The following is a 20183-nucleotide window of genomic DNA, read 5'->3' on the forward strand; positions in this document are numbered from 1 at the left end:
TGCCCGAGCACTGGTTCACCGCGGCGATCTCGAAGCGCGGCAGGCCGGCGATGGCGTCGAGGGAGAGCGAGAGTTCCTTCTCGACATGACCGTGGACCTTGAGCCGGAAGGTGCCGGCATCGACCTCCGTCGGGATCGAGGCCCAGTGCCAACGGACGTAGAAGCGGTCGTTGGGGGTGAACACGCCCTCGTCGAATACCGAGAACGGCGTCTCCAGCAGCGGCGGATGAGTGCGCTGCAGGATCATCTCGCCCTTGTCCGGAAAGGCCTTGGTCAGCGTCCGCTCGTCTGGGCCGCCCGGCAGCGGAAGCTTCACCGAGCCCGCCGCCCAGGCCGGCAGCGCGGCGCCGAGGCTGCCGAGCCCGAGTCCACCCAGGACGAGGCGGCGGTTCGTCGGTCTGTCCAGTCCGTGCATGGTCTCTCCCCTAAGAATGTCGGCGTCGATGCGTTCGAAGGCATCGGACCCGTCGCGATTCCTCGCGACCATGGAGATGCTACGGGATACGATTTATTCCTTCCAACGGTCTTTCGCGATGCGAATGATCTCCAAGCGCGATGATTTGAGAAGTTTCGATCTACGATGGGACGATCAAGGACGCCGTCTCGGCGTCACGCCGCCGGCGCGCCGACGGGCGCGGTCCTGCGATGCCCGAACAGGGCGTGCCGTTCGGCGAAACCGCGCAGGGCGACAATGCCGAGCGGTTCGAGGGCATGCGCCAATCCGTCGATGAAAGTGTCGGTGGCGATCAGCGGCGTGTCGTAGGTCTTGCACAGGCGCTCGACGCGAGCGAGCACGTTGAGATCGCGGCCGATCGCCGTGAAGTCGACCCGGTCGCCGCCGCCGATATTGCCGTAGGCGATCTCCCCGACATGAAGTGCGACGCCGACCTCGAAGGCAGCTGTGTCACCGTCGCGCAGGGTCGCAAGCGCAGCGAGTGCGGCCTCGGCGGCACGCAAGGCGGCACGGCGCGCCGCGGCCTCGTCGCGATCGGCATCGAACACGGCCAGTAGCCCGTCGCCGATATACTTCAGCACCTCGCCGCCTTCCGCCTCGACGGCCGGCACGATGGCATCGAACATCCGGTTGAGGGCGGCCACGACACGGTCGGGGCTCTGCCGGTCGGACAGTTCACCGAACCCGCGCAAGTCAGTCAGCATCATCGCGGCCCGCATCAGACGTACATCGCCGCGCCGCACTGTGCCGGCCAGGATTTGCCGTGCCGGGTCGCGCCCGACATAGGCGCTCAGCACCGCGCCGAGCATGTCGTCGAGCGCCTTGATCTCGAACAGCAGCGAGAACGGCTCGACCAGCGCCAGCAACGTGTCGATCTCGATCAGCGTGAAGCCGCCCGGTCTCGCTGTGGCCCAGGAGGCGGCGCCCATGCGTCCACGCGCGGCGCGCAGCGGCACGATGAGGTAGTCGGTCAGACCCTCGTCGCGAAGCTCGCCGAGCACGGGAAACGGCAGCGGCCCATCCCCGTCGAGACGGTATCGGAACGGGGTACGGGTCTCGACCACGTGCTCGACGGTGTTGCCGTGAAAGGTCGGCGTGCCCTCGATGCCGTGGCGGCGACGCAGGGCTAGGCTCGACGCTCCTGGATGCCAGACGCGCATCACCCACCGGAACGACGGATGCAGGGTCGGCGCGTGGGTGGTGGCGCGGGCCAGTGGCAGGCCGAGCCCCGAGAGGCACGCGCTGAACCCGTCGAGAAGGGCTGCCGCGTCCGCCGCTTCGCGACCCGGCCCCATCAACCATCCCGTCGCCTGCGCAACCGCCTCGGACGAAGATTGGGACGAACGTGTCACGGCAGTTCTTTCATCAAGAATTCGGATCGATGCCATAGCGCGGATCAGACGAGGCCGAGCACGTGGATCAGGCCGAGGCTGACGGCGCCGAGGGCGAGGAGCGAGGCGACCACCGCGAAGGTCACCCGCGCCCCGGCCTTGGCGACGCTGCGCACGTCGACCCCGAGGCCGAGCGCCGCCATCGAGACCACGGTCAGCACGTTGGCGGTCTCCGACATCGGCGCGAGCGCAACCTGCGGGACCAGCCCGGCCGAGCGAAGGCCCGCGAGCGCAAGGAAGGCGAGGATGAACCACGGCACCAGGCGGTGGATCGCGAGGCCGCCGCGGGCCGGGCGGTCGCCGGCAGTGACGCCGGGGGCGGCCTCGTCGATCTCCTCGCGCAGCCGGCTTGCGCCGAGCGAGAGCACCAGGACGACCGGGCCTAGCATCAGCACCCGGACGAGCTTCACCAGGGTTCCGACCTGGACGCTGAGCGCCGCGACCGGCGCAGTGGCGGCGAGGACCTGCGGCACGGCGTAGACGGTGAGGCCGGCAAGCACGCCGTACTGCATCGGCGACAGACCGAGCAGCGGCACCAGCAGCGGCAGGCCGAGCACCACCAGCACGCCCAGCACCGCGGTGAAGGCGATGGAGGCGGCGACGTCCTCGCCGTCGGCGCCGATCACCGGTGCCGTGGCCGCGATCGCCGAGTTGCCGCAGATCGAGTTCCCACAGGCCACGAGGATCGCCATGCGCGGATGCAGTCCGAGCGCTCGGCCGATGCCGTAACTCGACAGGATCGCCACGACGACGACGCCCGCGATGCCGAAGAGCAGGCCCGGTCCGGCGGCGAGGATCGTCGCGAGGCTGAGCGACGCGCCGAGTAGTACGACCGCGATCTCCAGCACGGTCTTGGCCCCGAAGGCGATGCCGGGAAAGAAACGCTGCGACGGTGTCCAAATGGTGCGGATCGCGCTGCCGAGCAGGATCGCGAGCACCAGGGCTTCGAGCCAGGCACGACCGAACAGATGCGCCTCGGCGGCTTCGAAGCCGATCGCTGCGGCGGTGACCGCCACGCAGAGGCCCAGTCCCGGAAGGATGGCTCTGATGCCGGCCACGGTACGCGTCGAACGAGAGTGGGAGAAAAGTCTGAGCGCGGACATGGATGGCTCCGATGTGATGCCAGAGGATCCCAGGTCCCGCTCATTCACTCCAACGGAATGATTGGATGCTTTTAATCACTGAAATAGATGAGACGAGGACCCCTTCAGAGTTTGCGGAGACGCATTGTGGGGGGCCGACAGCCGGATTCACCCGTCGATCCAGCGGGCCGTGATCGTCGTGTCCGCAGCAAGCTCATAGATCCTGACGGAGCCCGTCGCGAGTTCGAGGTGCTCGACCTCCGCGAGGCTCAGGTCTTCAAGCGCCATGACAAGCGCCCGCAGGCAATTGCCGTGGGCGACGACGAGCACGTCCCCGCACATGACCGCCGGCAGGATGGTTCGGAGGTAGCATGGCACGATGCGGGCGACGGTATCGCGCAGACTCTCACCGTTCGGCGGCGCCTCGGCGTAGGAGCGGCGCCAGGTCTCGATCCGCTCCGCCCCCCAGCGCGCATCGGCGGCGATCTTGTCGAACCCGCTGAGGTCGCCGTAGTCTCGCTCGTCGAGCGCGGCGAAGCGTTGAGGGACCAATCCGGGTTGCCCGAGCGCATCGAGAATAAGCCGGCCGCTCACGACGGCCCGCGTCAGCGTCGAGGTGAAGGCTGCGGAAAAGCGCCAGCTGCGCTCGGCCAAACGCCGCCCGGCTGCCTCGGCTTCCATCCGGCCCTGCTCGGTCAAGGGCGAGTCTAGCAATCCCGTGAACAGGCCGGATCGGTTGGCTACGCTCTGGCCATGCCGGACCAGCACGAGGCGTCGCGTGACCGGGGCTTTGCAATTGTGGATCACGCTGTCTCCCAAGGCAGAGCACTTCCGCGCCGCCTCCAATGAAGTCAGCATCCGACCCTAACGGAATTCGGCGCTGAGATGGGTTGGACCGTCCATCCGGAGTCGGCGGGTCATCCTAGGTCCGCTTAAGAACGTCTTGCGACTGAAAGCAGCCAAGCTGCTTCCCACCCACCCCAGTCTTGGGCCTCATTCCCAAAGTGCCCACAAGCGGACGTTCCGGGCTTCTGCAATGGGTCGGAAGCAGCCCCTCGCGGCGGGTACCAAGCGTCAGATTTCGACCACTAGCCTGCCTCTCGCAGCCAGCCGTACGTAACCTGCCCGAATGCCGGTGATCACCGACGCTAAGGGGGGATGCTGGTTAGAGAAATTCGAATGGCCTGCGTCCCTCAACAAGGACCTCTCCAAGGAGGATCTGCGGGCCGACGCGGGCAATCCAGTCCAGGTCCTCGGCATTTCGGACTTCAAGGCCCAGCTCGAAGAGCAGGTTGCGACGGGCACATACCAGAAGCTCACCGCCAGGGCCGCATGAAGACGCGGTGACGCCGGGAATGCGGCAATCATCCCCGTCGTACGTCCATCCCCGGTGTTCGTCTGCGACCGATCTGGTTCGCTCGTGCGGAGCCGGAGCGGTGCCCGACCTCAGAGGCGGGTGGTGAGGTTGGTGAGCCAAGCCGGAGAGGCGTTGACCAACGCGGTCTCCGCCGCCTTGTCGTAGCCCAAGGCGATCATCAGGCCCGTGGCCACGAGGATAAGGCCGAGCGCCGCCTTCAGCCCCTTGCCGAGCCCCATCATCCGGTCGCGCCAGCGCATCAACACCTCGCGTGAGAGCGTGCCGAGCAGCAGCAGCGGCAGGGCCGCACCAAGGCCGAACAGGAGCATGGTTAGGGCGACGATGCCGAGATCGCGCCCCTGGGAGGCGAGCAACGAGGCCGCCCCGAGGGTCGGGCCGACGCAGGGGCTCCAGACCGCCCCGAGCAGCACCCCGACGCCGAACTGGCCGAGGAGGCCGGCGGTCGAGAAGCCGCCGAACCGGCTCTCGGTCCAGTTGCTCACCGGACCGGCGGCCACGGCGAGCCGCGTCTGGGCCGCCGGGACCATCAGGACCAACCCGATCAGGATCAGCATGATGGCCGCGCCGGTCCGGAAGATGCCGGCGTCGAGGCCGATGGCGAAGCCGACCGTCGCCACGAACAGGCCGATGATCACGAACGACAGGGCCAGGCCGGCGGCGAGGGCAGCCGGGCCGAGCCTGTGCTCCGACGCCGCCGCGCCGAGCACCAGCGGCAGCAACGGCAGCACGCAGGGGGACAGCACCGAGAGGATGCCGGCGAGGAAGGCGAGGCCCAGGCTCGTGACCATGACGGCTCAGATAGCCTTGTCGAGGAGCGAGTAGATCGCTTCGGGCTTGGTCTCGCCGGCCGAGCGCCCGGTCTCCTTCTCGCCCTTGTAGGTGATGAGCGTGCTCTGCATCGTGGCACCGAACTTCTTGACCACGTCCTTGCGACTATCGAAGTCGACGTCGAACACCTGCAGGTCCTTGAACTTCGGGTCGGCTTCAAGCTTCACCAGGATCGGCTTCTGGGCGGCACAGGTGGTGCACCACGGGGCGGTGATGTGCACCAGGATCGGCTTGCCGGCCTTCTGGGCGGCCTCGAACGCGGCGGGCGTGTAGGTCATCTCGGCGGCTCCGGCGGCGGTGCCGAACAGCATGGGGGCGACGGCGAAGGCGGCAAGCAGGATGCGGCGGGTGGTCATGGATGATGTTCCCGTGATGGATGGCTGGGGGTGTAAGCGAGGGGTCAGTTCGAGACCTGCGTGATGGCGCGGTCGACGTTCACGCGGGCCGACCAGTCCTTGGCGCTGTCCTGGCCCTTGAGGTCGATGAGGCGGGCGGCGGTGACGTCGACGTTCTTGAAGTCGGCCCCGGCAACGGTCGCACCGGTGAGGTTCGCACCCGACAGGTCCGAGCCCATCAGAACCACGTCGGTCAGGTTCGCATCGGTGAGGTCGGCGTATTCGAGGCGCGAGCGCCCGAGGTTCGCGCCCTTCAGATTGGCGCCCTTGAGGTTCACCGAGACGAACACCGCTCGCATCAGGCCCATGGACTGGTTCTTGATGTCAGCGCCGCCCTTGAGTGCGACCAGCGTCGCCCCGGCCATGTTCGCGCCCTTGAAGTCGCCGATGGGCATCGACCGGCTGAGGTCAGCCCCGCTGAGGTTGGCGTCGCGGGCGGTGATGCCGAACATCTTGGCCCCGACGAGCTTGGCGCCCGAGAGGTCGGCCTTGATGAACCAGGCCTGCTCCAGGTTCGCACCGGACAGATCGGCGCCGCGCAGATTGGCCTTGTTGAGCCGGGCGGTGCGCAGGTTCGCGCCCTTGAGGTTCAGGCCCGACAGGTCGAGGCCGGCGAGCGCCTTGTCGGAGAGGTCGATGGGCTTGCCGTCCGCCTTGGCGATCAGCGCCTCGACGTCGGCCCTGGTCATCTCGGCCTTGGTCATGGCGGCCGAGCCCATGTCGGCGCCAAGGAGCAGGTCCTGCTCGGCATGGGCGGGGGCGGCCAGAAGGACGGAGGCGAGCAGAAGGGGGACGAGGCGGCGCATGGTTTCTCCCGTTGTTTCGCCCGGCCCGTCGGTAGCCTGCGCTTACTCGCGGTGTTGCCGAACGGTTTTTTGTTCAGTCGCGACAGTGATATGGAGGGACGAGACAACCGTCTGTGACCCAGGTCACCGAATGGCTGTGGATCCGAGGATAATGGTGCATCGTCCGGTTCATGGTGGCGTTCAATGACCGCCAGCCCGGGGAGGACGACCATGCAGAGCGCCCATCAGATCGAACGCTGGATCGAGCGCTTTCCGCTGGTCCGGGACTTCAGTGCCAGTCATCTCCAGATCGCCCGCGGCACGGTGAGCTTCCCCGTGCTCGAAGCCGGCGCGATTGCCTACGAGCTCCAAGGCCCTTGTGCGAACTACCTGATGTGCATCGACGGGCGCACCCGGGTGTTCCGCATGTCCGAGGGCGGCCGGGAGATGCTGATCTACAAGGTCGTGGCGGGCGGCACCTGCGTGCTGACCACGCAGTGCCTGCTTTCGGGAGGCGGCTTCCCGGCGCAAAGCATCGCGGAGGCCAGGACCGAGTTGGCGGCGTTGCCGGCCGACACCTTCCGCCAACTGATGCGCGAGAGCGTCGCCTTCAGGGACTTCGTCCTGAGCGACTACACCCGGCTCCTGTCGGGGATGTTCGACCTGATCGAGGAGGTCGCCTTCGCACCCCTGGAGCAGCGCCTGGCACGCCGGCTGCTCGTCGAGGCCGATGCCGACGGGATCGTCTGGAAGACGCATCAATCGCTGGCCTCGGACGTCGGGAGCGTCCGTGAGGTCATTAGCCGCCTCCTCGGAGAGTGGGCCGATGCCGGCCTGGTCGAGATCCGCCGGGGCCAGGTTCAGGTCATCGACCGCGCGTCGTTGGCTGCGGGCAGGCCGGACTAGGTCCCTGCCGGGGACGCTCCCCCTTGACGGTCGGGATGCGCACCCGCGCGAAGGACACCTCCGTCACGATGACGGACAGGGCTTTGGGGGACCGCGCGGACCGGTCCTAGATCTCGCGCAGCCACGATGAATCCGCGACGACGCCTCTCATTCGGAAGCGCTCGGAGAAGGCCAGGGTGACCCTTCCCGGCCCCCAATCCGGACGGTCGAGGAGCGCGACCGGATTTATCGGCTACTTGGATGTCTCGAACCCGATATCCGCCGCCACGGTCATCAGGCGCTCCGGCTCCCTCTCCTTGCGCTCCGAGTAGCGGTCTACGAGGTAGTTGGCCCGCTCGCGGGTCAGGAGCGTGAACTTGAACAGCTCCTCGCAGACGTCAACCACCCGGTCGTAGAGCGGCCCAGGCTTCATCCGCCCGGTCCCGTCGAACTCCTTGTAGGCCATCGGGACCGAGGACTGGTTCGGGATGGTGATCATCCGCATCCAGCGCCCGAGGATGCGCAGGCCGTTGACCGCGTTGAACGACTGCGACCCACCCGAGACCTGCATCACGGCCAGCGTCCGCCCCTGCGTCGGGCGAACGGACCCTTCTGACAGCGGCAGCCAGTCGATCTGGCTCTTCATGACGCCGGTCATGTTGCCGTGGCGCTCGGGACTGACCCAGACGTGCCCCTCGGACCAGATGGAAAGGTTTCTGAGCTCCTGCACCTTGGGGTGATCGGCGGTGGCGTCGTCGGGCAGCGGTAGGCCGTGCGCGTCGTAGATCCGCACCTCGCCTCCCATCGCCTCCAGCAGGCGCGCGGCCTCGTAGGCGAGGAAGCGGCTGAACGAGCGCTCCCGGAGCGACCCGTAGAGGATCAGGAAGCGCGGGGCGTGGGCGAACGGCGCCGCCACTTGCATGTCGGCTGCCGTCGGGACGACGAAGTGCCCCTCGCTCAGGTTCGGCAGGCCGTCGGCGAAGGGCTGTCGGGGCTTGTCCAAGGAGCTTCTATCCTCTACGTTTCAATGATGGTTGAGATATTGACATCATGATGGACGAACGGCAAGCCGTCGCTGCCTTCGCGGCCCTCGGGCAGGAGCATCGCCTGCGCATCGTGCGCCGGCTCGTCACCGCCGGGCCGGACGGCATGGCGGCCGGCATCCTGGCCGAGGCGGTCGGCATCTCGGGCACCAACCTGTCGTTCCACCTCAAGGAGCTCAGCCATGCCGGCCTCGTCACCTCGCGCCGGGAGGGCCGGTCGATCATCTACGGCGCCGCCTACCCGGACCTGTCCGAGCTCATCCAGTTCCTGATGCGCGATTGCTGCCAGGGCCGCCCCGAGGTCTGCGCCCCCGCCGTCGCCGCCCTGTCCGCCTGCTGCACGGAGACCGCCTGATGGACGTCGTGATCTACCACAACCCGGATTGCGGCACGTCCCGCAACACCCTGGCCCTGATCCGCAATGCCGGCATCGAGCCGCACGTGGTCGAGTACCTGAAGACGCCGCCGAACCGGCGGCTAGTGCGTCAGCTCGCCGACCGGGCCGGCGTCACGGTCCGCGACCTCCTGCGCGAGAAGGGCACGCCCTACGCGGAGCTCGGCCTCGCCGACGAAAGCCTGACGGACGACCAGCTTCTGGATGCCATCGCCGAGCACCCGATCCTGCTGAACCGACCCCTGGTGGTGAGCCCGAGGGGCGTCGCCCTCTGCCGCCCCTCCGAAGCGGTCCTCGACCTCCTGCCTTCCCAGCAGGGCGAGTTCGTCAAGGAGGACGGCGAGCGCGTCGTCGACGAGCACGGCCGGCGCGTCGCCACCGCCTGACCGCCCACAAACCATCAAGAACAAGAAACGGTCCCGATGCTCGCGCTCGCCATCTTCGTGGTCACCCTCGTCTTCGTCATCTGGCAGCCGAAGGGTTTTGGGATCGGATGGAGCGCCCTGATCGGGGCCGCCGTCGCACTCGCCACCGGGGTCATCCATCCCGGTGACATCCCGGTGGTCTGGCACATCGTCTGGGACGCCACCTTCACCTTCGTCGCGCTCATCATCATCTCGCTCCTGCTCGACGAGGCCGGGTTCTTCCACTGGGCGGCGCTGCACATCGCTCGCTGGGGCGGGGGTCGGGGGCGCTTGCTGTTTCCGCTGGTGATCCTGCTCGGGGCCGCGATCGCGGCGGTGTTCGCCAACGACGGAGCGGCCCTGCTGCTCACCCCCATCGTCCTCGCGATCCTGCTGCGGCTGGACTTCAAGCCGGCGGCGGCCCTGGCCTTCATCGTCGCCTGCGGGTTCGTCGCGGATTCCACCAGCCTGCCCCTGGTGATCTCGAACCTCGTCAACATCGTCTCGGCGAACTTCTTCGACATCACCTTCAGCCGCTACGCCGCCGTGATGGTGCCGGTGAACCTCGTCTCGCTCGCCGCGACCCTGGCGGTGCTGTGGCTGTTCTACCGGCGCGACCTGCCCACCCGCTACCCGGTGGCCGCGTTGGAAGAGCCCCGCCGCGCGATCAAGGACCCGCTGGTGTTCAGGGCGGCCTTCCCGCTCCTTGGGGTGTTGCTGATCGCCTACTTCGTCACGGCGCCGTTCGGCGTGCCGGTCTCGGTGGTCACCTGCGCCGGCGCCCTGGTGCTGCTGGCGCTGGCCAATCGCAGCCGGGTCATCCCGATCCGCAAGGTGCTCGCGGGCGCCCCCTGGCAGATCGTCCTGTTCAGCCTCGGCATGTACCTCGTCGTCTACGGGCTGAAGAACGCCGGCCTGACCGACTACCTGGCTCAGGGGCTGACCTGGCTCTCGGGTCACGGACCGTTCGTGGCCACCCTCGGCACGGGGGTCGCCGCCGCGATCCTGTCGTCGGTGATGAACAACATGCCGAGCGTGCTGGTGGGCGCGCTCTCGATCCAGCAGGCCCCGGACCTGTCGCCCCTGATGCGCGAGCTGATGGTGTACGCCAACGTCATCGGTTGCGATCTCGGCCCGAAATTGACGCCCATCGGCAGCCTGGCGACCCTGCTCTGGCTCCACGTCCTCGACACCAAGGGCCAGCGTATCACCTGGGGCCAGTACATGCGGGTGGGCCTGGTCATCACGCCACCGGTCCTCTTGGTCACCCTGGCGGCCTTGGCGGTCTGGCTACCCGTTCTCGGGGCCCGGTAGCGATCCGATGGCCCCGGCGCGCCGATGGCCCGTGATCTCGGCCCTGGGCGTCGTCCAGATCCTGACCTGGGGCTCCTCGTTCTACCTCCTGTCGGTGCTGGCCGCGCCGATGTCGAAGGATACGGGATGGCCCCTCGGCTGGGTTATCGGAGGGCTGTCCCTTGGCCTCCTCGTCGCGGGCCTCGTCTCGCCGCGGGTGGGAGCCTTCATCGGGGAGCATGGCGGGCGGCCGGTGCTGGCCTTCGCCGCCATCGCGCTGGCGCTGGGCCTCATGGGCCTTGCCCTTGCCCCGAACCTCACGGCTTACCTCGCGGCCTGGCTCCTCGTCGGCCTCGGCATGGGCACCGGCCTGTACGACCCCGCCTTCGCCACGCTCGGGCGCCTCTACGGCGCCGAGGCAAGGCCCGCCATCACGACCCTGACCCTGTGGGGCGGCTTCGCCAGCACGGTGTGCTGGCCGCTCTCGGCCTTCCTGATCGAGCGGGTCGGCTGGCGCGGGACCTGCCTCGCCTATGCCGGGCTGCACCTCTCGGTCACGCTGCCGCTCGTCCTGCTCGCGATCCCCCGGCCCCCCGCGCATCCAGTCACGCGATCCGAAGGCGCGATCCCCGGCGTCCGGCTCGATGGCCGGGAGCGTCGTGCCTTCCTCCTCATGGCAGGGGTGTTGACCCTCGGCGGCACGGTGATGGCCATGGTCTCGGTGCACCTCATCACCCTGCTCCAGGCCCGTGGCGTGGCTCTCACCTCGGCCGTCGCCTATGGCGCCCTGATCGGACCGGCACAGGTGGGTGCGCGCATCGTCGAGATGGCCGGCAAGGGTCGGCACCATCCCCTCTGGACCCTGACCGCCGCCATGGTCCTGGTGGTCCTCGGGATCGCGATGCTGACGGCCGGCCTACCCTTGGTCGGGCTGGCGCTGGTCCTCTACGGGGCCGGCAACGGGATCTACTCGATTGCACGGGGTACGGTGCCCCTGGGCCTGTTCGGTCCCGAACGCTACGCCGCGCTCGTCGGCCGCCTCGCCCGCCCGGGGCTGGTGGCCCAGGCGCTTGCACCCTCCGTCGGAGCCTTGGTCCTGACCCACGCGGGCGCGGACGCGACCTATGCACTGCTCAGCGTGCTCGCCGTGGCGAACGTTGCGCTTGCCCTATCGCTCTGGCGTGTCCGGCCGCGAAGCTAGGAAAGCGGAGGCTGCCTGGGACGTCCGCCGTGATCCAGTCCGGATCCGGTCCTTGCCTCCGACCCGTCGTGAGCCTACTGACGCTTAAACGATTCCATAACGGTTTAAGTATCGTGCAGGAAAAGCAAGCGCTCGACGGCTTCGCGGCCATCGCGCAGGAAACCCGCCTCCGCATCATCCGCATGCTGGTGACCGCCGGGGCGAAGGGCATGGCCGCCGGTGCCATCACCGAGGCCATCGCAGGTGCCTCGGCGCCGCGCATCTCGTTCCACCTCAATCACCTGGAGAACGCCGGCCTCGTCGAGAGCCGCCGCGAAGGTCGCTCGATCATCTACAGCGCGATCTTCCCGGCCTTGTCCGACCTCGTCGCCTTCCTCATGCGCGATTGCTGCGAGGGTCACTGCGAGGTCTGCGACCGCGCCATCGACCTGTTCGCCAAATGCACCGGACGGCCCCAGCGGGTCGAGCAAGCCCCCAGGATCGGCTGCGAGGAAGCATGACCACCTTGCGCGACATCCTCGAAGGCCGGCAGATCCCGATCTACTTCGCCGCCATCGGCCTGGCCGTCGTCGTTGCGCTGATGGTCCCCGGAACCACGGCCCTGGACGTCGGGATCAACCCGGCCCTGGCGTTGATGCTGTTCGTCACCTTCCTCCAGGTACCCCTGCCCGAGTTGGGGAAAGCCTTTACGCGGGTCCGTTTCCTGGCGGCACTCCTCGCCACGAACTTCGTCGCGCTGCCGATCCTGGTGGCCTGCCTGATCCAGTTCCTGCCCGCCAATCCGATGCTGCGGCTGGGCGTGCTCATGGTCCTGCTCACGCCGTGCATCGACTACGTTGTCACCTTCGCCCACCTCGGCCGCGCGGACGCCAAGGTGCTGCTGGCCTCCACCCCGGCGCTGCTGATCGCGCAGATGCTGCTGCTGCCGGTCTACCTCAACGTCTTCCTCGGCGAGGACGCCGCCAGGTTCGTCCAGGTCGGTCCGTTCGTGCACGCCTTCGTCTGGCTCATCGCGGTTCCCCTCGGACTTGCTGCGGCCGTGCAGATCTGGGCCGCACGCAGCCGCACCGGCCAGCGGATCGCCGCCGGGCTCGGGCTTCTGCCGGTGCCGGCAACGGCCCTCGTCCTGTTCGTGGTGATCGCGTCCGTCCTGCCCCAGCTCGGGCCCGCCCTGGACGACGCCCTGCGGGTAGTCCCCGTCTACGTCGTCTTCGCCGTGGCGGCTCCGCTGCTGGGTTGGGCGGTCGGGCGCGCGTTCCGCCTGGATGCCCCCACCGTCCGCACGCTGGCCTTCAGCGCCGCCACGCGAAACTCCCTGGTGGTCCTGCCGCTGGCGTTTGCGGTTCCGGGTGCCGTGCCACTCCTGCCCGCCGTCATCGTCACGCAGACGCTGGTCGAGCTCCTCAGCGAACTCATCTACGTCCGCCTCATGCCAAGGTTCGGCGCCCCGGCATCCTCGCCGGTCGACGCCTAGGTCGACGGTCGTTCCACGGACGAGCGGCTGCGTGACCCCGCATCGCCACCCGCTTCCGGCCTCTTGGGACCAAGACAAGGACGACCGGCGGTCCCGTTCCACTGCTGGGTGTCGGATGGGCCGGCTTTCACATCGGTGCATCGAGCATATCGAGAACCGGGCAGGCCGGCGTCGGGGCGCCGCTGCACCGCTCCACGGTGTCGCTCAGGATGCGCTCAAGCCGCGCGAGACGGGCGAGCTTGGCGCGGACCTCGGCAAGGTGGGCGGCTGCGACGTCCCGGACCTCGCCACAGGACCGGTGCCCGGGCGCGGCCAACGCCAGCAGGGTCCGGATGTCCTCGATCCCGAAGCCCAATGCGCGAGCCTGACGGATGAACGCCAGGCGCCGGACATGGGCAGGATCGTAGGCCCTGTGACCGCCCTCCGTGCGAGCCGGCGGCGGCATGAGCCCGATGCGCTCGTAGTAGCGGACGGTCTCCAGGTTGATCCCGGCCGCCGCCGCGATCTGCCCTATGGAGAGACCTCGCGCACCCTTCGCCATTTTTCGCTTGATCCCGTAGTGGCTACGGGATGCAGGGTGGCACGATGATGATCGACACACCATCCATGGCGCCTCCCGCAAGACCCGCCTCACGTCCGCGGGACGGCCTGCCGATTCCCTCGGGAAGCTGGTTCGCCGGGCTGGGCACGGTCGCCGGGCTGGGTGCCCTGGCGGCCTCGTCCTGCTGCGCCCTCCCGGTGGCGCTTGCCGGTCTCGGCGCGACAGGGGCGGTTTTCGGAGGATTGGCCATGTTGGCTAGCATCCGGCCGATCCTGCTTGGCGGGGCCGCCCTGGCCCTCCTCATGGGTTGGGCGCTGTTCTTCCGTCGCGGGGCGACGGCATGCGACATGGCCGAATCATGTGCTCGCTCGGGGCCGTCATGGCGTACCCCTGGCCTTCTCGGGCTTGGGACGGCGCTGGTTGGTTTGGCGCTCGCGTGGGAACCATACCTTGAGCCCATCGTGCTCAAGGCGATGCGGTGAGGCGGACGATGCAGCTTCGGTCCACCCTGACCTGCCCGCACTGCGGTCATAGAGCGACGGAGACGATGCCGACCGACGCCTGCCAGTTCTTCTACGAGTGCACCGGCTGCGGCACGCTCCTGCGCCCGAAGGCGGGCGACTGCTGCGTCTTCTGCTCCTTCGGCGACGTCCCCTGTCCGCCCATCCAGGAAGCCCGCGAGAACGGCGGGTCCGCATCCTGCTGCTCGGGGTCCTCCTGATCTGCGGACCGGACAGGAGGCATACCCGCTTGGTCCCGGTCCGGGCATGGTGCCGTGCTGGACGATCCGTCCTCTCCCGGTCACGATCCGACGCTCGATGGAGCGCGTCCGATAGCCTCGGGTGCATGGCTCCGGGTCCCCGGGCGCGGGGCGTCCGGTCGTCGCGCGACACCTACGTCTTCCGTCCCGTGCCCGTCATCGCGAAACTCGCGCTCGTCGTATCCCCTTGGCGCGTCCGGTGGTCCCGTCCCTTCCTTGCCGGTCCGTGATGTGGCATCGTCGGACGGTGACCTTCTGGCTCGCCCTTCGCAGGCTGCTCCCGCTCCTGGCGGTCCTCAGCCTCGCCCTTGCGCCGGTGACCGCATCCGCGGCTGCCGCAGGCATGCGCGCGCCGACGGGCGTTCACGGTCACGCCATGGCGATGTCCGACGAGGCCATGGACGGCATGGCCGGGATGGCCATGGACGAGATGCCGTGCTGCCCCAAGGAGCGGCCGGACATGCCCGACTGCTCGAAGGGCTGCCCCCTGATGGCGCTTTGCCTGGCTAAGGTCGCCACCGGACTTCCGGTCGCCCTCGGACTTCCGGGTCGCGTCGCCCGCTTCGAGGGACCCACCTGGGCCGTCATCGCGTCCTTCGACAGCCTCTCGCAAGGGCCGCCCACCGAGCCTCCCCGAGCCTGAACCCGATGCCGCCGGCGTGAGCGCCGGCATGACGCCGCGCGTCCACGCGCGGCCCGCCATCGCGTTCAGGAGACAACACCCGTGACCCAGAAGCCTTTTCCGCGCGCCGTCTCGGCGGCGCTGCTCGGTGCCGCCCTGTCGGCGACCGCGTTCCCGGCGCTTGCCGACATCAAGGACTACCGCTTCGAGCTCGTGCAGCAGGAGGCCAAGGTCGGCGAGGCTGTCCTGTCGGTGCGTCTTCTCGATAAGCGCAGCGGCAAGCCGGTTCCCGACGCCGTGATCTTCGCCAAGCGCATCGACATGGCCCCCGACAGCATGGACGAGATGACCTCGAAGATCGAGCAGCTCCCCACGACCGAGCCGGGCGTCTACCGCTTCAAGGCGAAGCTCACGATGGCCGGCGGCTGGCGGCTGTCGCTCGGGGCCAAGGTCCAGGGCGAGACCGGCACGGTCGAGGACAAACTGGTCTTCAAGGCCGTCAAGTGAGCCGCGCGGCCTGGTTCGCCGGGACCCTCGCCGCACTCGCGGCGGGGGGCGCCGGCTATGTCGCGGGGCATGGGGAGAACCCCGTGCCGGCGCTCGCCGAGCGCGCCCGGACGGAGTTCGCCCGGTGGTCTCCGGCCCCCATGCCGGCCGCGCAGGCTACGCCCCCCGCGAAGGCGACCGGGCCGGTGGTCTACTACCAGGACCCGGACGGAAAGCCGGTTTACTCGCTGTCGCCGATGGCGACCGCGGATGGCCGGGAGTTCCGGGGGGTCCACGCCAGCGAGGACGTACGCTTCGACGAGCCGGATGCGGAGGAGGCCATGCCTGCCGACTTGGCCGGGCAGCGGATGGCCGGGCACGACATGGCCGGCCAGGACATGGGGAAGGCCGGGGACACGAAGGCCGCCGCGGGCGCCCGGCCCATACGCTACTACCGCAACCCGATGGGGCTGCCGGACACCTCGGCCACGCCCAAGAAGGATTCGATGGGGATGGACTACATCCCCGTCTACGAGGGCGAGGACAGCGACGGCAACGTCGTGACCGTCTCGCCCGGCAAGGTCCAGCGCACCGGCGTACGGACCGAGGTGGTCGAGCGCCGGGTGGTCGCCCAGCCCGTGCGCGTCCCCGGTACCGTCGCCCTCGACGAGCGGCGGGTGACGGTCATCGCGACACGCTCGGACGCCTACGTCGACCACGTCGAGAACGTCACGACGGGCGACCGCGTCCGCAAGGGGCAGGCGCTGGTCCACGTCTACTCGCCCGAGATCAACGCCGCGGCGGCCCAGCTCATCGCCAACCCTGGCTTCGACGGCGCGAGGCGGCGCCTGCGGAACCTGAACGTCTCCGAGGCCGTGATCGACGAGATGGAGCGCACCCGGAACGTGCCGATGGCCATCACATGGTCCTCGGCCCGGGACGGCATCGTCCTGCAGCGGACCGCCATCGAGGGCATGAAGGCCGCGGCCGGGGATACCCTGTTCCGGATCGGCGACATCTCCACCATGTGGGTGCTGGCCGACGTGCCGGAGCGCGACCTTTCCAACGTCCGCGTCGGGCAGGCCGCCACGATCCGCCTGCGCTCGGCCCCGGGCCGCACCTTCACCGGCAAGGTCGGGACGATATACCCGCAGGTGAACCCGGAGACCCGGGCCACACGGGTGCGCATCGAGCTCCCGAACCCGGACGGCACCTTGCTGCCGGACATGTACGCCGACGTCGAGATCGCGACGGGGGACGCCAAGCCGGTCGTGGCCGTGCCCGACGACGCCGTCATCGACACCGGCGAGCGACAGGTCGTGCTGATCGACCGCGGCGAGGGTCGCTTCGAGCCCAAGGCCGTGAAGGTCGGCGTGCATGGCGGTGGCTACACCCAGATCCGCGACGGCGTCTCGACCGGCGATCGGGTGGTGACCTCGGCCAACTTCCTGATCGACGCCGAGAGCAACCTGAAGGCGGCACTGCAAGGCCTGGCGCCTCCCAAGGACGACCGCCAGGCCGCCGACGCGGGAGCGACGCCATGATCGCGCGCCTCATCGGATGGTCGGCCCGCAACCTCGTACTGGTGCTGGTGGGCACCGTGTTCGCCGTCGCGGCAGGCGTCCTGTCGCTGCGGACCCTGCCGCTCGACGCCATCCCCGACCTCTCGGACGTGCAGGCCATCGTCTACACGGAGTACCCGGGGCAGGCCCCCCAGGTCGTGGAGGATCAGGTCACCTACCCGCTGACCACCGCCATGCTGACGGTGCCGAAGGCCAAGGTGGTGCGCGGCTTCTCCTTCTTCGGGGTGTCGTTCGTCTACGTCATCTTCGAGGACGGCACCGACCCGTACTGGGGCCGCTCGCGGGTGCTGGAGTACCTCAACGCGGCGGCGAGCCGCCTGCCGGCGGGCGTGACCCCGACGCTCGGCCCCGACGCCACGGGCGTGGGCTGGGTCTACCAATACGTGGTGGTGGCCAAGGAACGGACGCTCGCCGAGCTTCGCTCCCTGCAGGACTGGGTGGTCCGGTTCGGGGCCTCGCGTGCCGAGGGCGTCGCCGAGGTCGCCGGTGTCGGCGGCTTCGTGAAGCAGTACAACGTCGTGGTCGACCCGAACCGGCTTCGTGCCCAGGGCATCTCCCTCAACAAGCTCCGGGACGCGATCCGGTCGAGCAACGCCGACGTCGGTGGCCGCACGGTCGAGCTCTCCGAGTTCGAGTTCATGGTCCGCGGGCGCGGCTACCTGAGGGGCGTCGCCGACATCGAGAACATCGTCCTCAAGACCGCGGGCGGCACGCCGCTGCGGGTGCGGGACGTCGCCCGGGTCGAGCTCGGCCCGGACGAGCGTCGGGGCATCACCGAGATGAACGGCGAGGGCGAGGTCGCCGGCGGCATCGTCCTGCAGCGCTTCGGCGCGAACGCGCTGAACGTCATCGAGGGCGTCAAGGCGAAGCTCGCGGAGGTGGCGAAAAGCCTTCCCGCGGGCACCGAGATCCTGCCGGTCTACGACCGTTCGCAGCTCATCGACGCGGCCATCGACACCCTGCGGCACACGCTGGTCGAGGAGAGCGTCGTCGTCTCGCTCGTCTGCATCGTCTTCCTGCTGCATGTGAGGAGCGCGCTCGTCGCCATCCTGATGCTGCCGGTCGGGATCCTGATGGCGTTCGTCGGCATGCGAGCCCTGGGTCTCGGCGCCAACATCATGAGCCTGGGCGGCATCGCCATCGCGGTCGGCGCCATGATCGACGCGGCCATCGTGATGATCGAGAACGCCCACAAGCACCTGGAACGGGCGCCACCGGACAAGCCCCGGGTCGAGATCCTGGTCGAGGCGGCGTCCGAGGTCGGCCCGTCCCTGTTCTTCTCGCTCCTCATCATCACGGTCAGCTTCCTGCCCATCTTCACCCTGGAGAGCCAGGAGGGCCGCCTGTTCGGTCCGCTGGCCTTCACCAAGACCTTCGCCATGGCGGCGGCCGCGATCCTGTCGGTGACCTTGGTCCCCGCGCTGATGGTGCTGTTCGTGCGGGGCCGGATCATCCCGGAGCACAGGAACCCGCTGAACCGGCTCCTGATCTGGCTCTACCGGCCGCTGATCGCGGGCGTGCTGCGGGCGCGGGTCCTAACCGTCCTGCTCGCCCTAGGCGTCCTCGCGGCGACCGTCTGGCCGGCCCGTCAGCTCGGCTCGGAGTTCATGCCCGACCTCAACGAGGGCACGCTGATGTACATGCCGACCACCCTGCCGGGCCTGTCGGTGACCAAGGCCGGCGAGCTCCTCGCAACCCAGGACCGCATCATAAAATCATTCCCGGAGGTGGCCTCAGTCTACGGCAAGGCGGGCCGCGCCAACACCGCGACCGACCCGGCGCCGATGGAGATGTTCGAAACGGTCATCGCGCTGAAGCCGCCGTCCGAGTGGCGGCCGGGCGTGACGCTGGCGAGCCTCAAGGCCGAGATGGACAAGGCGCTGCAGTTCCCGGGCGTGTCGAATGCCTGGACGCAGCCGATCCGCGCCCGAATCGACATGCTCTCGACCGGCATCCGCACCCCGGTCGGCATCAAGGTGCTAGGAACGGACCTGAAGGAGATGGAAGGGGTCGCCCGCCAGGTCGAGGCGGTGGTGCGCAACGTGCCGGGCACGTCCAGCGCCTACGCGGAACGGGTCATCGGCGGCTACTTCCTCGACATCACGCCGGACCGGGAGGCGCTCGGGCGCTACGGGCTGATGGTCGGGGACGTGCAGGACGTCATCGCCACGGCGCTTGGCGGCCAGAGCGTGACGAACACCGTCGAGGGACGCGAACGCTACACCGTCAACGTCCGCTACCCCCGGGCCTTCCGGTCCGATCCGCGGGCCATCGCCGACGAGGTGCAGGTGCCACTCCCGGCCGGGGGCACGGTGCCGTTGCGCGAGGTCGCCAAGGTCGAACTCACCCGGGGCCCGACCTCGATCCGCACGGAGAACGGACAGCTTGCGGTCTACATCTTCGTCGACATCAATGGGCGCGACCTGGGCGGCTACGTCGCCGACGCGCGGGCCGCGGTCGACAGCGAGGTCAAACTCCCACAGGGCACGACCCTGCAGTGGAGCGGTCAGTACGAGTACCTGGAGCGGGCCGCGGCGCGCATGACGGTGGTAGTGCCGCTGACGCTGCTCGTCGTGTTCCTGCTGCTGTTCATCAACTTCCGCCGCCTGACCGAGACGCTCATCGTCATGCTGTCGCTGCCGTTCGCCCTGGTCGGCGGCATCTGGCTGATGTGGTGGATGGGCTTCAACATGTCGGTGGCGGTGGCGGTGGGCTTCATCGCGCTCGCCGGCGTCGCGGCCGAGACCGGGGTGATCATGCTGGTCTACCTCGACCATGCCCTCGACGAGGTCCGGGCCGCTTGCGCACGCGAGGGGCGGCCCCTGTCCCGCGAGGATCTGCGGCGGGCGATCATGGTCGGCGCGGTCGAGCGGGTGCGCCCGAAGATGATGACGGTGACCGCCATCATGGCGGGCCTGATTCCGATCCTGTGGAGCACGGGCGCCGGCTCCGAGGTCATGCAGCGCATCGCCGTGCCGATGATCGGCGGGATGGTGTCCTCGACCGTGCTGACGCTCGTGGTGATCCCCGCCGTCTACGGACTCGTGAAGGGATGGGGCCTGTCCACGGCCGCCGAGACGCCGGCGAGTGGCTCCCCGGCCGAACGACCGGCTTGCCGCGAGGCGGCGGAGTAGGCGCCTGCGGACGGATTAAAAATCCCGGCCAAGAAGAAAGGAACTTATTA

At 68.8% G+C, this 20183-nt stretch carries 23 protein-coding genes; 14 read left to right on the forward strand and 9 right to left on the reverse strand.

Annotated elements, in window-relative coordinates:
- The 4 genes from FV234_RS19735 to FV234_RS19750 all read right to left on the reverse strand — a co-directional run.
- Nucleotides 1-415: molybdopterin-dependent oxidoreductase (locus FV234_RS19735; protein ID WP_147831192.1), on the reverse strand; the 415-nt coding region annotated here is incomplete at its 3' end.
- 194 nt (nucleotides 416-609) lie between these two features.
- On the reverse strand, nucleotides 610-1806 hold the full coding sequence (locus FV234_RS19740) for an adenylate/guanylate cyclase domain-containing protein (protein WP_246686240.1): 1197 nt from the start codon (nucleotides 1804-1806) through the stop codon (nucleotides 610-612).
- Nucleotides 1807-1850: 44 nt separating this feature from the next.
- On the reverse strand, nucleotides 1851-2948 hold the full coding sequence (locus FV234_RS19745) for a putative sulfate exporter family transporter (protein ID WP_147831195.1): 1098 nt from the start codon (nucleotides 2946-2948) through the stop codon (nucleotides 1851-1853).
- Between the two features lie 147 nt (nucleotides 2949-3095).
- Nucleotides 3096-3734 (reverse strand): 2,3-bisphosphoglycerate-dependent phosphoglycerate mutase, encoded by a 639-nt coding sequence (locus FV234_RS19750; protein ID WP_147831205.1) that lies wholly within the window; start codon nucleotides 3732-3734, stop codon nucleotides 3096-3098.
- A gap of 322 nt (nucleotides 3735-4056) precedes the next feature.
- Here FV234_RS19750 and FV234_RS19755 point away from each other — a divergent pair, with 322 nt between their 5' ends.
- The gene (locus tag FV234_RS19755) at nucleotides 4057-4263 is read left to right on the forward strand and encodes a hypothetical protein (protein WP_147812935.1); all 207 of its coding nucleotides are present in this window, start codon (nucleotides 4057-4059) and stop codon (nucleotides 4261-4263) included.
- A gap of 110 nt (nucleotides 4264-4373) precedes the next feature.
- Here FV234_RS19755 and FV234_RS19760 read toward each other — a convergent pair whose 3' ends face one another.
- The 3 genes from FV234_RS19760 to FV234_RS19770 are packed head-to-tail and all read right to left on the reverse strand — an operon-like array spanning nucleotide 4374 to nucleotide 6334.
- Nucleotides 4374-5093, reverse strand: a complete 720-nt coding sequence (locus FV234_RS19760; RefSeq protein WP_147812934.1) for a cytochrome c biogenesis protein CcdA — start codon at nucleotides 5091-5093, stop codon at nucleotides 4374-4376.
- Nucleotides 5094-5099: 6 nt separating this feature from the next.
- Entirely contained in the window at nucleotides 5100-5489 is a 390-nt protein-coding gene (locus tag FV234_RS19765) for a thioredoxin family protein (RefSeq protein ID WP_147812933.1), read from the reverse strand.
- Nucleotides 5490-5533: 44 nt separating this feature from the next.
- Nucleotides 5534-6334: a pentapeptide repeat-containing protein gene (locus tag FV234_RS19770; protein WP_147812932.1), complete on the reverse strand. Its 801-nt coding sequence runs from the start codon at nucleotides 6332-6334 to the stop codon at nucleotides 5534-5536.
- Nucleotides 6335-6517: 183 nt separating this feature from the next.
- Here FV234_RS19770 and FV234_RS19775 point away from each other — a divergent pair, with 183 nt between their 5' ends.
- The gene (locus FV234_RS19775; protein WP_246686241.1) at nucleotides 6518-7219 is read left to right on the forward strand and encodes a Crp/Fnr family transcriptional regulator; all 702 of its coding nucleotides are present in this window, start codon (nucleotides 6518-6520) and stop codon (nucleotides 7217-7219) included.
- A gap of 232 nt (nucleotides 7220-7451) precedes the next feature.
- Here the strand turns inward: FV234_RS19775 and arsH are convergent, their stop codons facing one another.
- Nucleotides 7452-8201, reverse strand: a complete 750-nt coding sequence (gene arsH / locus FV234_RS19780) for an arsenical resistance protein ArsH (protein ID WP_147812930.1) — start codon at nucleotides 8199-8201, stop codon at nucleotides 7452-7454.
- Between the two features lie 47 nt (nucleotides 8202-8248).
- Between arsH and FV234_RS19785 the strand changes: the two genes are divergently transcribed.
- From FV234_RS19785 to FV234_RS19810, 6 genes are all read left to right on the forward strand, one after another.
- Nucleotides 8249-8596, forward strand: a complete 348-nt coding sequence (locus tag FV234_RS19785; protein WP_147812929.1) for a metalloregulator ArsR/SmtB family transcription factor — start codon at nucleotides 8249-8251, stop codon at nucleotides 8594-8596.
- Complete coding sequence (arsC, locus tag FV234_RS19790) at nucleotides 8596-9021, forward strand: arsenate reductase (glutaredoxin) (RefSeq protein WP_147812928.1); 426 nt, start codon at nucleotides 8596-8598, stop codon at nucleotides 9019-9021. The genes FV234_RS19785 and arsC overlap by 1 nt, the downstream gene beginning before the upstream one ends.
- 36 nt (nucleotides 9022-9057) lie before the next feature.
- Nucleotides 9058-10353, forward strand: coding sequence for an arsenic transporter (locus tag FV234_RS19795; RefSeq protein WP_147812927.1), 1296 nt, complete (start codon nucleotides 9058-9060; stop codon nucleotides 10351-10353).
- Between the two features lie 7 nt (nucleotides 10354-10360).
- Nucleotides 10361-11533: an MFS transporter gene (locus FV234_RS19800; protein ID WP_147831197.1), complete on the forward strand. Its 1173-nt coding sequence runs from the start codon at nucleotides 10361-10363 to the stop codon at nucleotides 11531-11533.
- A gap of 113 nt (nucleotides 11534-11646) precedes the next feature.
- The gene (locus FV234_RS19805) at nucleotides 11647-12033 is read left to right on the forward strand and encodes a metalloregulator ArsR/SmtB family transcription factor (protein ID WP_147812936.1); all 387 of its coding nucleotides are present in this window, start codon (nucleotides 11647-11649) and stop codon (nucleotides 12031-12033) included.
- Nucleotides 12030-13007 (forward strand): arsenic resistance protein, encoded by a 978-nt coding sequence (locus FV234_RS19810; RefSeq protein WP_147812925.1) that lies wholly within the window; start codon nucleotides 12030-12032, stop codon nucleotides 13005-13007. The genes FV234_RS19805 and FV234_RS19810 overlap by 4 nt, the downstream gene beginning before the upstream one ends.
- Before the next feature lie 127 nt (nucleotides 13008-13134).
- Here the strand turns inward: FV234_RS19810 and FV234_RS19815 are convergent, their stop codons facing one another.
- Complete coding sequence (locus tag FV234_RS19815; protein WP_055959010.1) at nucleotides 13135-13548, reverse strand: helix-turn-helix domain-containing protein; 414 nt, start codon at nucleotides 13546-13548, stop codon at nucleotides 13135-13137.
- 44 nt (nucleotides 13549-13592) lie between these two features.
- Here FV234_RS19815 and FV234_RS19820 point away from each other — a divergent pair, with 44 nt between their 5' ends.
- The 6 genes from FV234_RS19820 (at nucleotide 13593) to FV234_RS19845 (ending at nucleotide 20133) form a co-directional block, all read left to right on the forward strand.
- On the forward strand, nucleotides 13593-14030 hold the full coding sequence (locus FV234_RS19820; RefSeq protein ID WP_187273739.1) for a mercuric transporter MerT family protein: 438 nt from the start codon (nucleotides 13593-13595) through the stop codon (nucleotides 14028-14030).
- An 8-nt stretch (nucleotides 14031-14038) separates the two neighbouring features.
- The gene (locus tag FV234_RS26755; protein WP_147812923.1) at nucleotides 14039-14269 is read left to right on the forward strand and encodes a GDCCVxC domain-containing (seleno)protein; all 231 of its coding nucleotides are present in this window, start codon (nucleotides 14039-14041) and stop codon (nucleotides 14267-14269) included.
- A 286-nt stretch (nucleotides 14270-14555) separates the two neighbouring features.
- Nucleotides 14556-14951 (forward strand): hypothetical protein, encoded by a 396-nt coding sequence (locus tag FV234_RS19830; protein WP_055959004.1) that lies wholly within the window; start codon nucleotides 14556-14558, stop codon nucleotides 14949-14951.
- A gap of 81 nt (nucleotides 14952-15032) precedes the next feature.
- Complete coding sequence (locus FV234_RS19835) at nucleotides 15033-15437, forward strand: FixH family protein (protein WP_147831199.1); 405 nt, start codon at nucleotides 15033-15035, stop codon at nucleotides 15435-15437.
- The gene (locus FV234_RS19840) at nucleotides 15434-16960 is read left to right on the forward strand and encodes an efflux RND transporter periplasmic adaptor subunit (protein WP_147812921.1); all 1527 of its coding nucleotides are present in this window, start codon (nucleotides 15434-15436) and stop codon (nucleotides 16958-16960) included. The genes FV234_RS19835 and FV234_RS19840 overlap by 4 nt, the downstream gene beginning before the upstream one ends.
- The gene (locus FV234_RS19845; RefSeq protein ID WP_147812920.1) at nucleotides 16957-20133 is read left to right on the forward strand and encodes a CusA/CzcA family heavy metal efflux RND transporter; all 3177 of its coding nucleotides are present in this window, start codon (nucleotides 16957-16959) and stop codon (nucleotides 20131-20133) included. Before FV234_RS19840 ends, FV234_RS19845 begins: the two co-directional genes overlap by 4 nt.
- The last annotated feature ends 50 nt before the right edge of the window (nucleotides 20134-20183 follow it).

This window comes from Methylobacterium sp. WL8 (assembly GCF_008040045.1).
Classification (GTDB): domain Bacteria; phylum Pseudomonadota; class Alphaproteobacteria; order Rhizobiales; family Beijerinckiaceae; genus Methylobacterium; species Methylobacterium cerastii.

Bases quoted from the DNA above. Each gene is read 5' to 3' on its own strand.
- FV234_RS19765 (WP_147812933.1), bottom strand. From the start codon at position 5,489: ATGACCACCCGCCGCATCCTGCTTGCCGCCTTCGCCGTCGCCCCCATG.
- FV234_RS19775 (WP_246686241.1), top strand. From the start codon at position 6,518: ATGACCGCCAGCCCGGGGAGGACGACCATGCAGAGCGCCCATCAGATC.
- FV234_RS19745 (WP_147831195.1), bottom strand. From the start codon at position 2,948: ATGTCCGCGCTCAGACTTTTCTCCCACTCTCGTTCGACGCGTACCGTG.
- FV234_RS19755 (WP_147812935.1), top strand. From the start codon at position 4,057: ATGCCGGTGATCACCGACGCTAAGGGGGGATGCTGGTTAGAGAAATTC.
- FV234_RS19820 (WP_187273739.1), top strand. From the start codon at position 13,593: ATGATGATCGACACACCATCCATGGCGCCTCCCGCAAGACCCGCCTCA.
- FV234_RS19785 (WP_147812929.1), top strand. From the start codon at position 8,249: ATGATGGACGAACGGCAAGCCGTCGCTGCCTTCGCGGCCCTCGGGCAG.
- FV234_RS19795 (WP_147812927.1), top strand. From the start codon at position 9,058: ATGCTCGCGCTCGCCATCTTCGTGGTCACCCTCGTCTTCGTCATCTGG.
- FV234_RS26755 (WP_147812923.1), top strand. From the start codon at position 14,039: ATGCAGCTTCGGTCCACCCTGACCTGCCCGCACTGCGGTCATAGAGCG.
- FV234_RS19845 (WP_147812920.1), top strand. From the start codon at position 16,957: ATGATCGCGCGCCTCATCGGATGGTCGGCCCGCAACCTCGTACTGGTG.
- FV234_RS19800 (WP_147831197.1), top strand. From the start codon at position 10,361: ATGGCCCCGGCGCGCCGATGGCCCGTGATCTCGGCCCTGGGCGTCGTC.
- FV234_RS19760 (WP_147812934.1), bottom strand. From the start codon at position 5,093: ATGGTCACGAGCCTGGGCCTCGCCTTCCTCGCCGGCATCCTCTCGGTG.
- FV234_RS19770 (WP_147812932.1), bottom strand. From the start codon at position 6,334: ATGCGCCGCCTCGTCCCCCTTCTGCTCGCCTCCGTCCTTCTGGCCGCC.
- FV234_RS19810 (WP_147812925.1), top strand. From the start codon at position 12,030: ATGACCACCTTGCGCGACATCCTCGAAGGCCGGCAGATCCCGATCTAC.
- FV234_RS19815 (WP_055959010.1), bottom strand. From the start codon at position 13,548: ATGGCGAAGGGTGCGCGAGGTCTCTCCATAGGGCAGATCGCGGCGGCG.
- arsC (WP_147812928.1), top strand. From the start codon at position 8,596: ATGGACGTCGTGATCTACCACAACCCGGATTGCGGCACGTCCCGCAAC.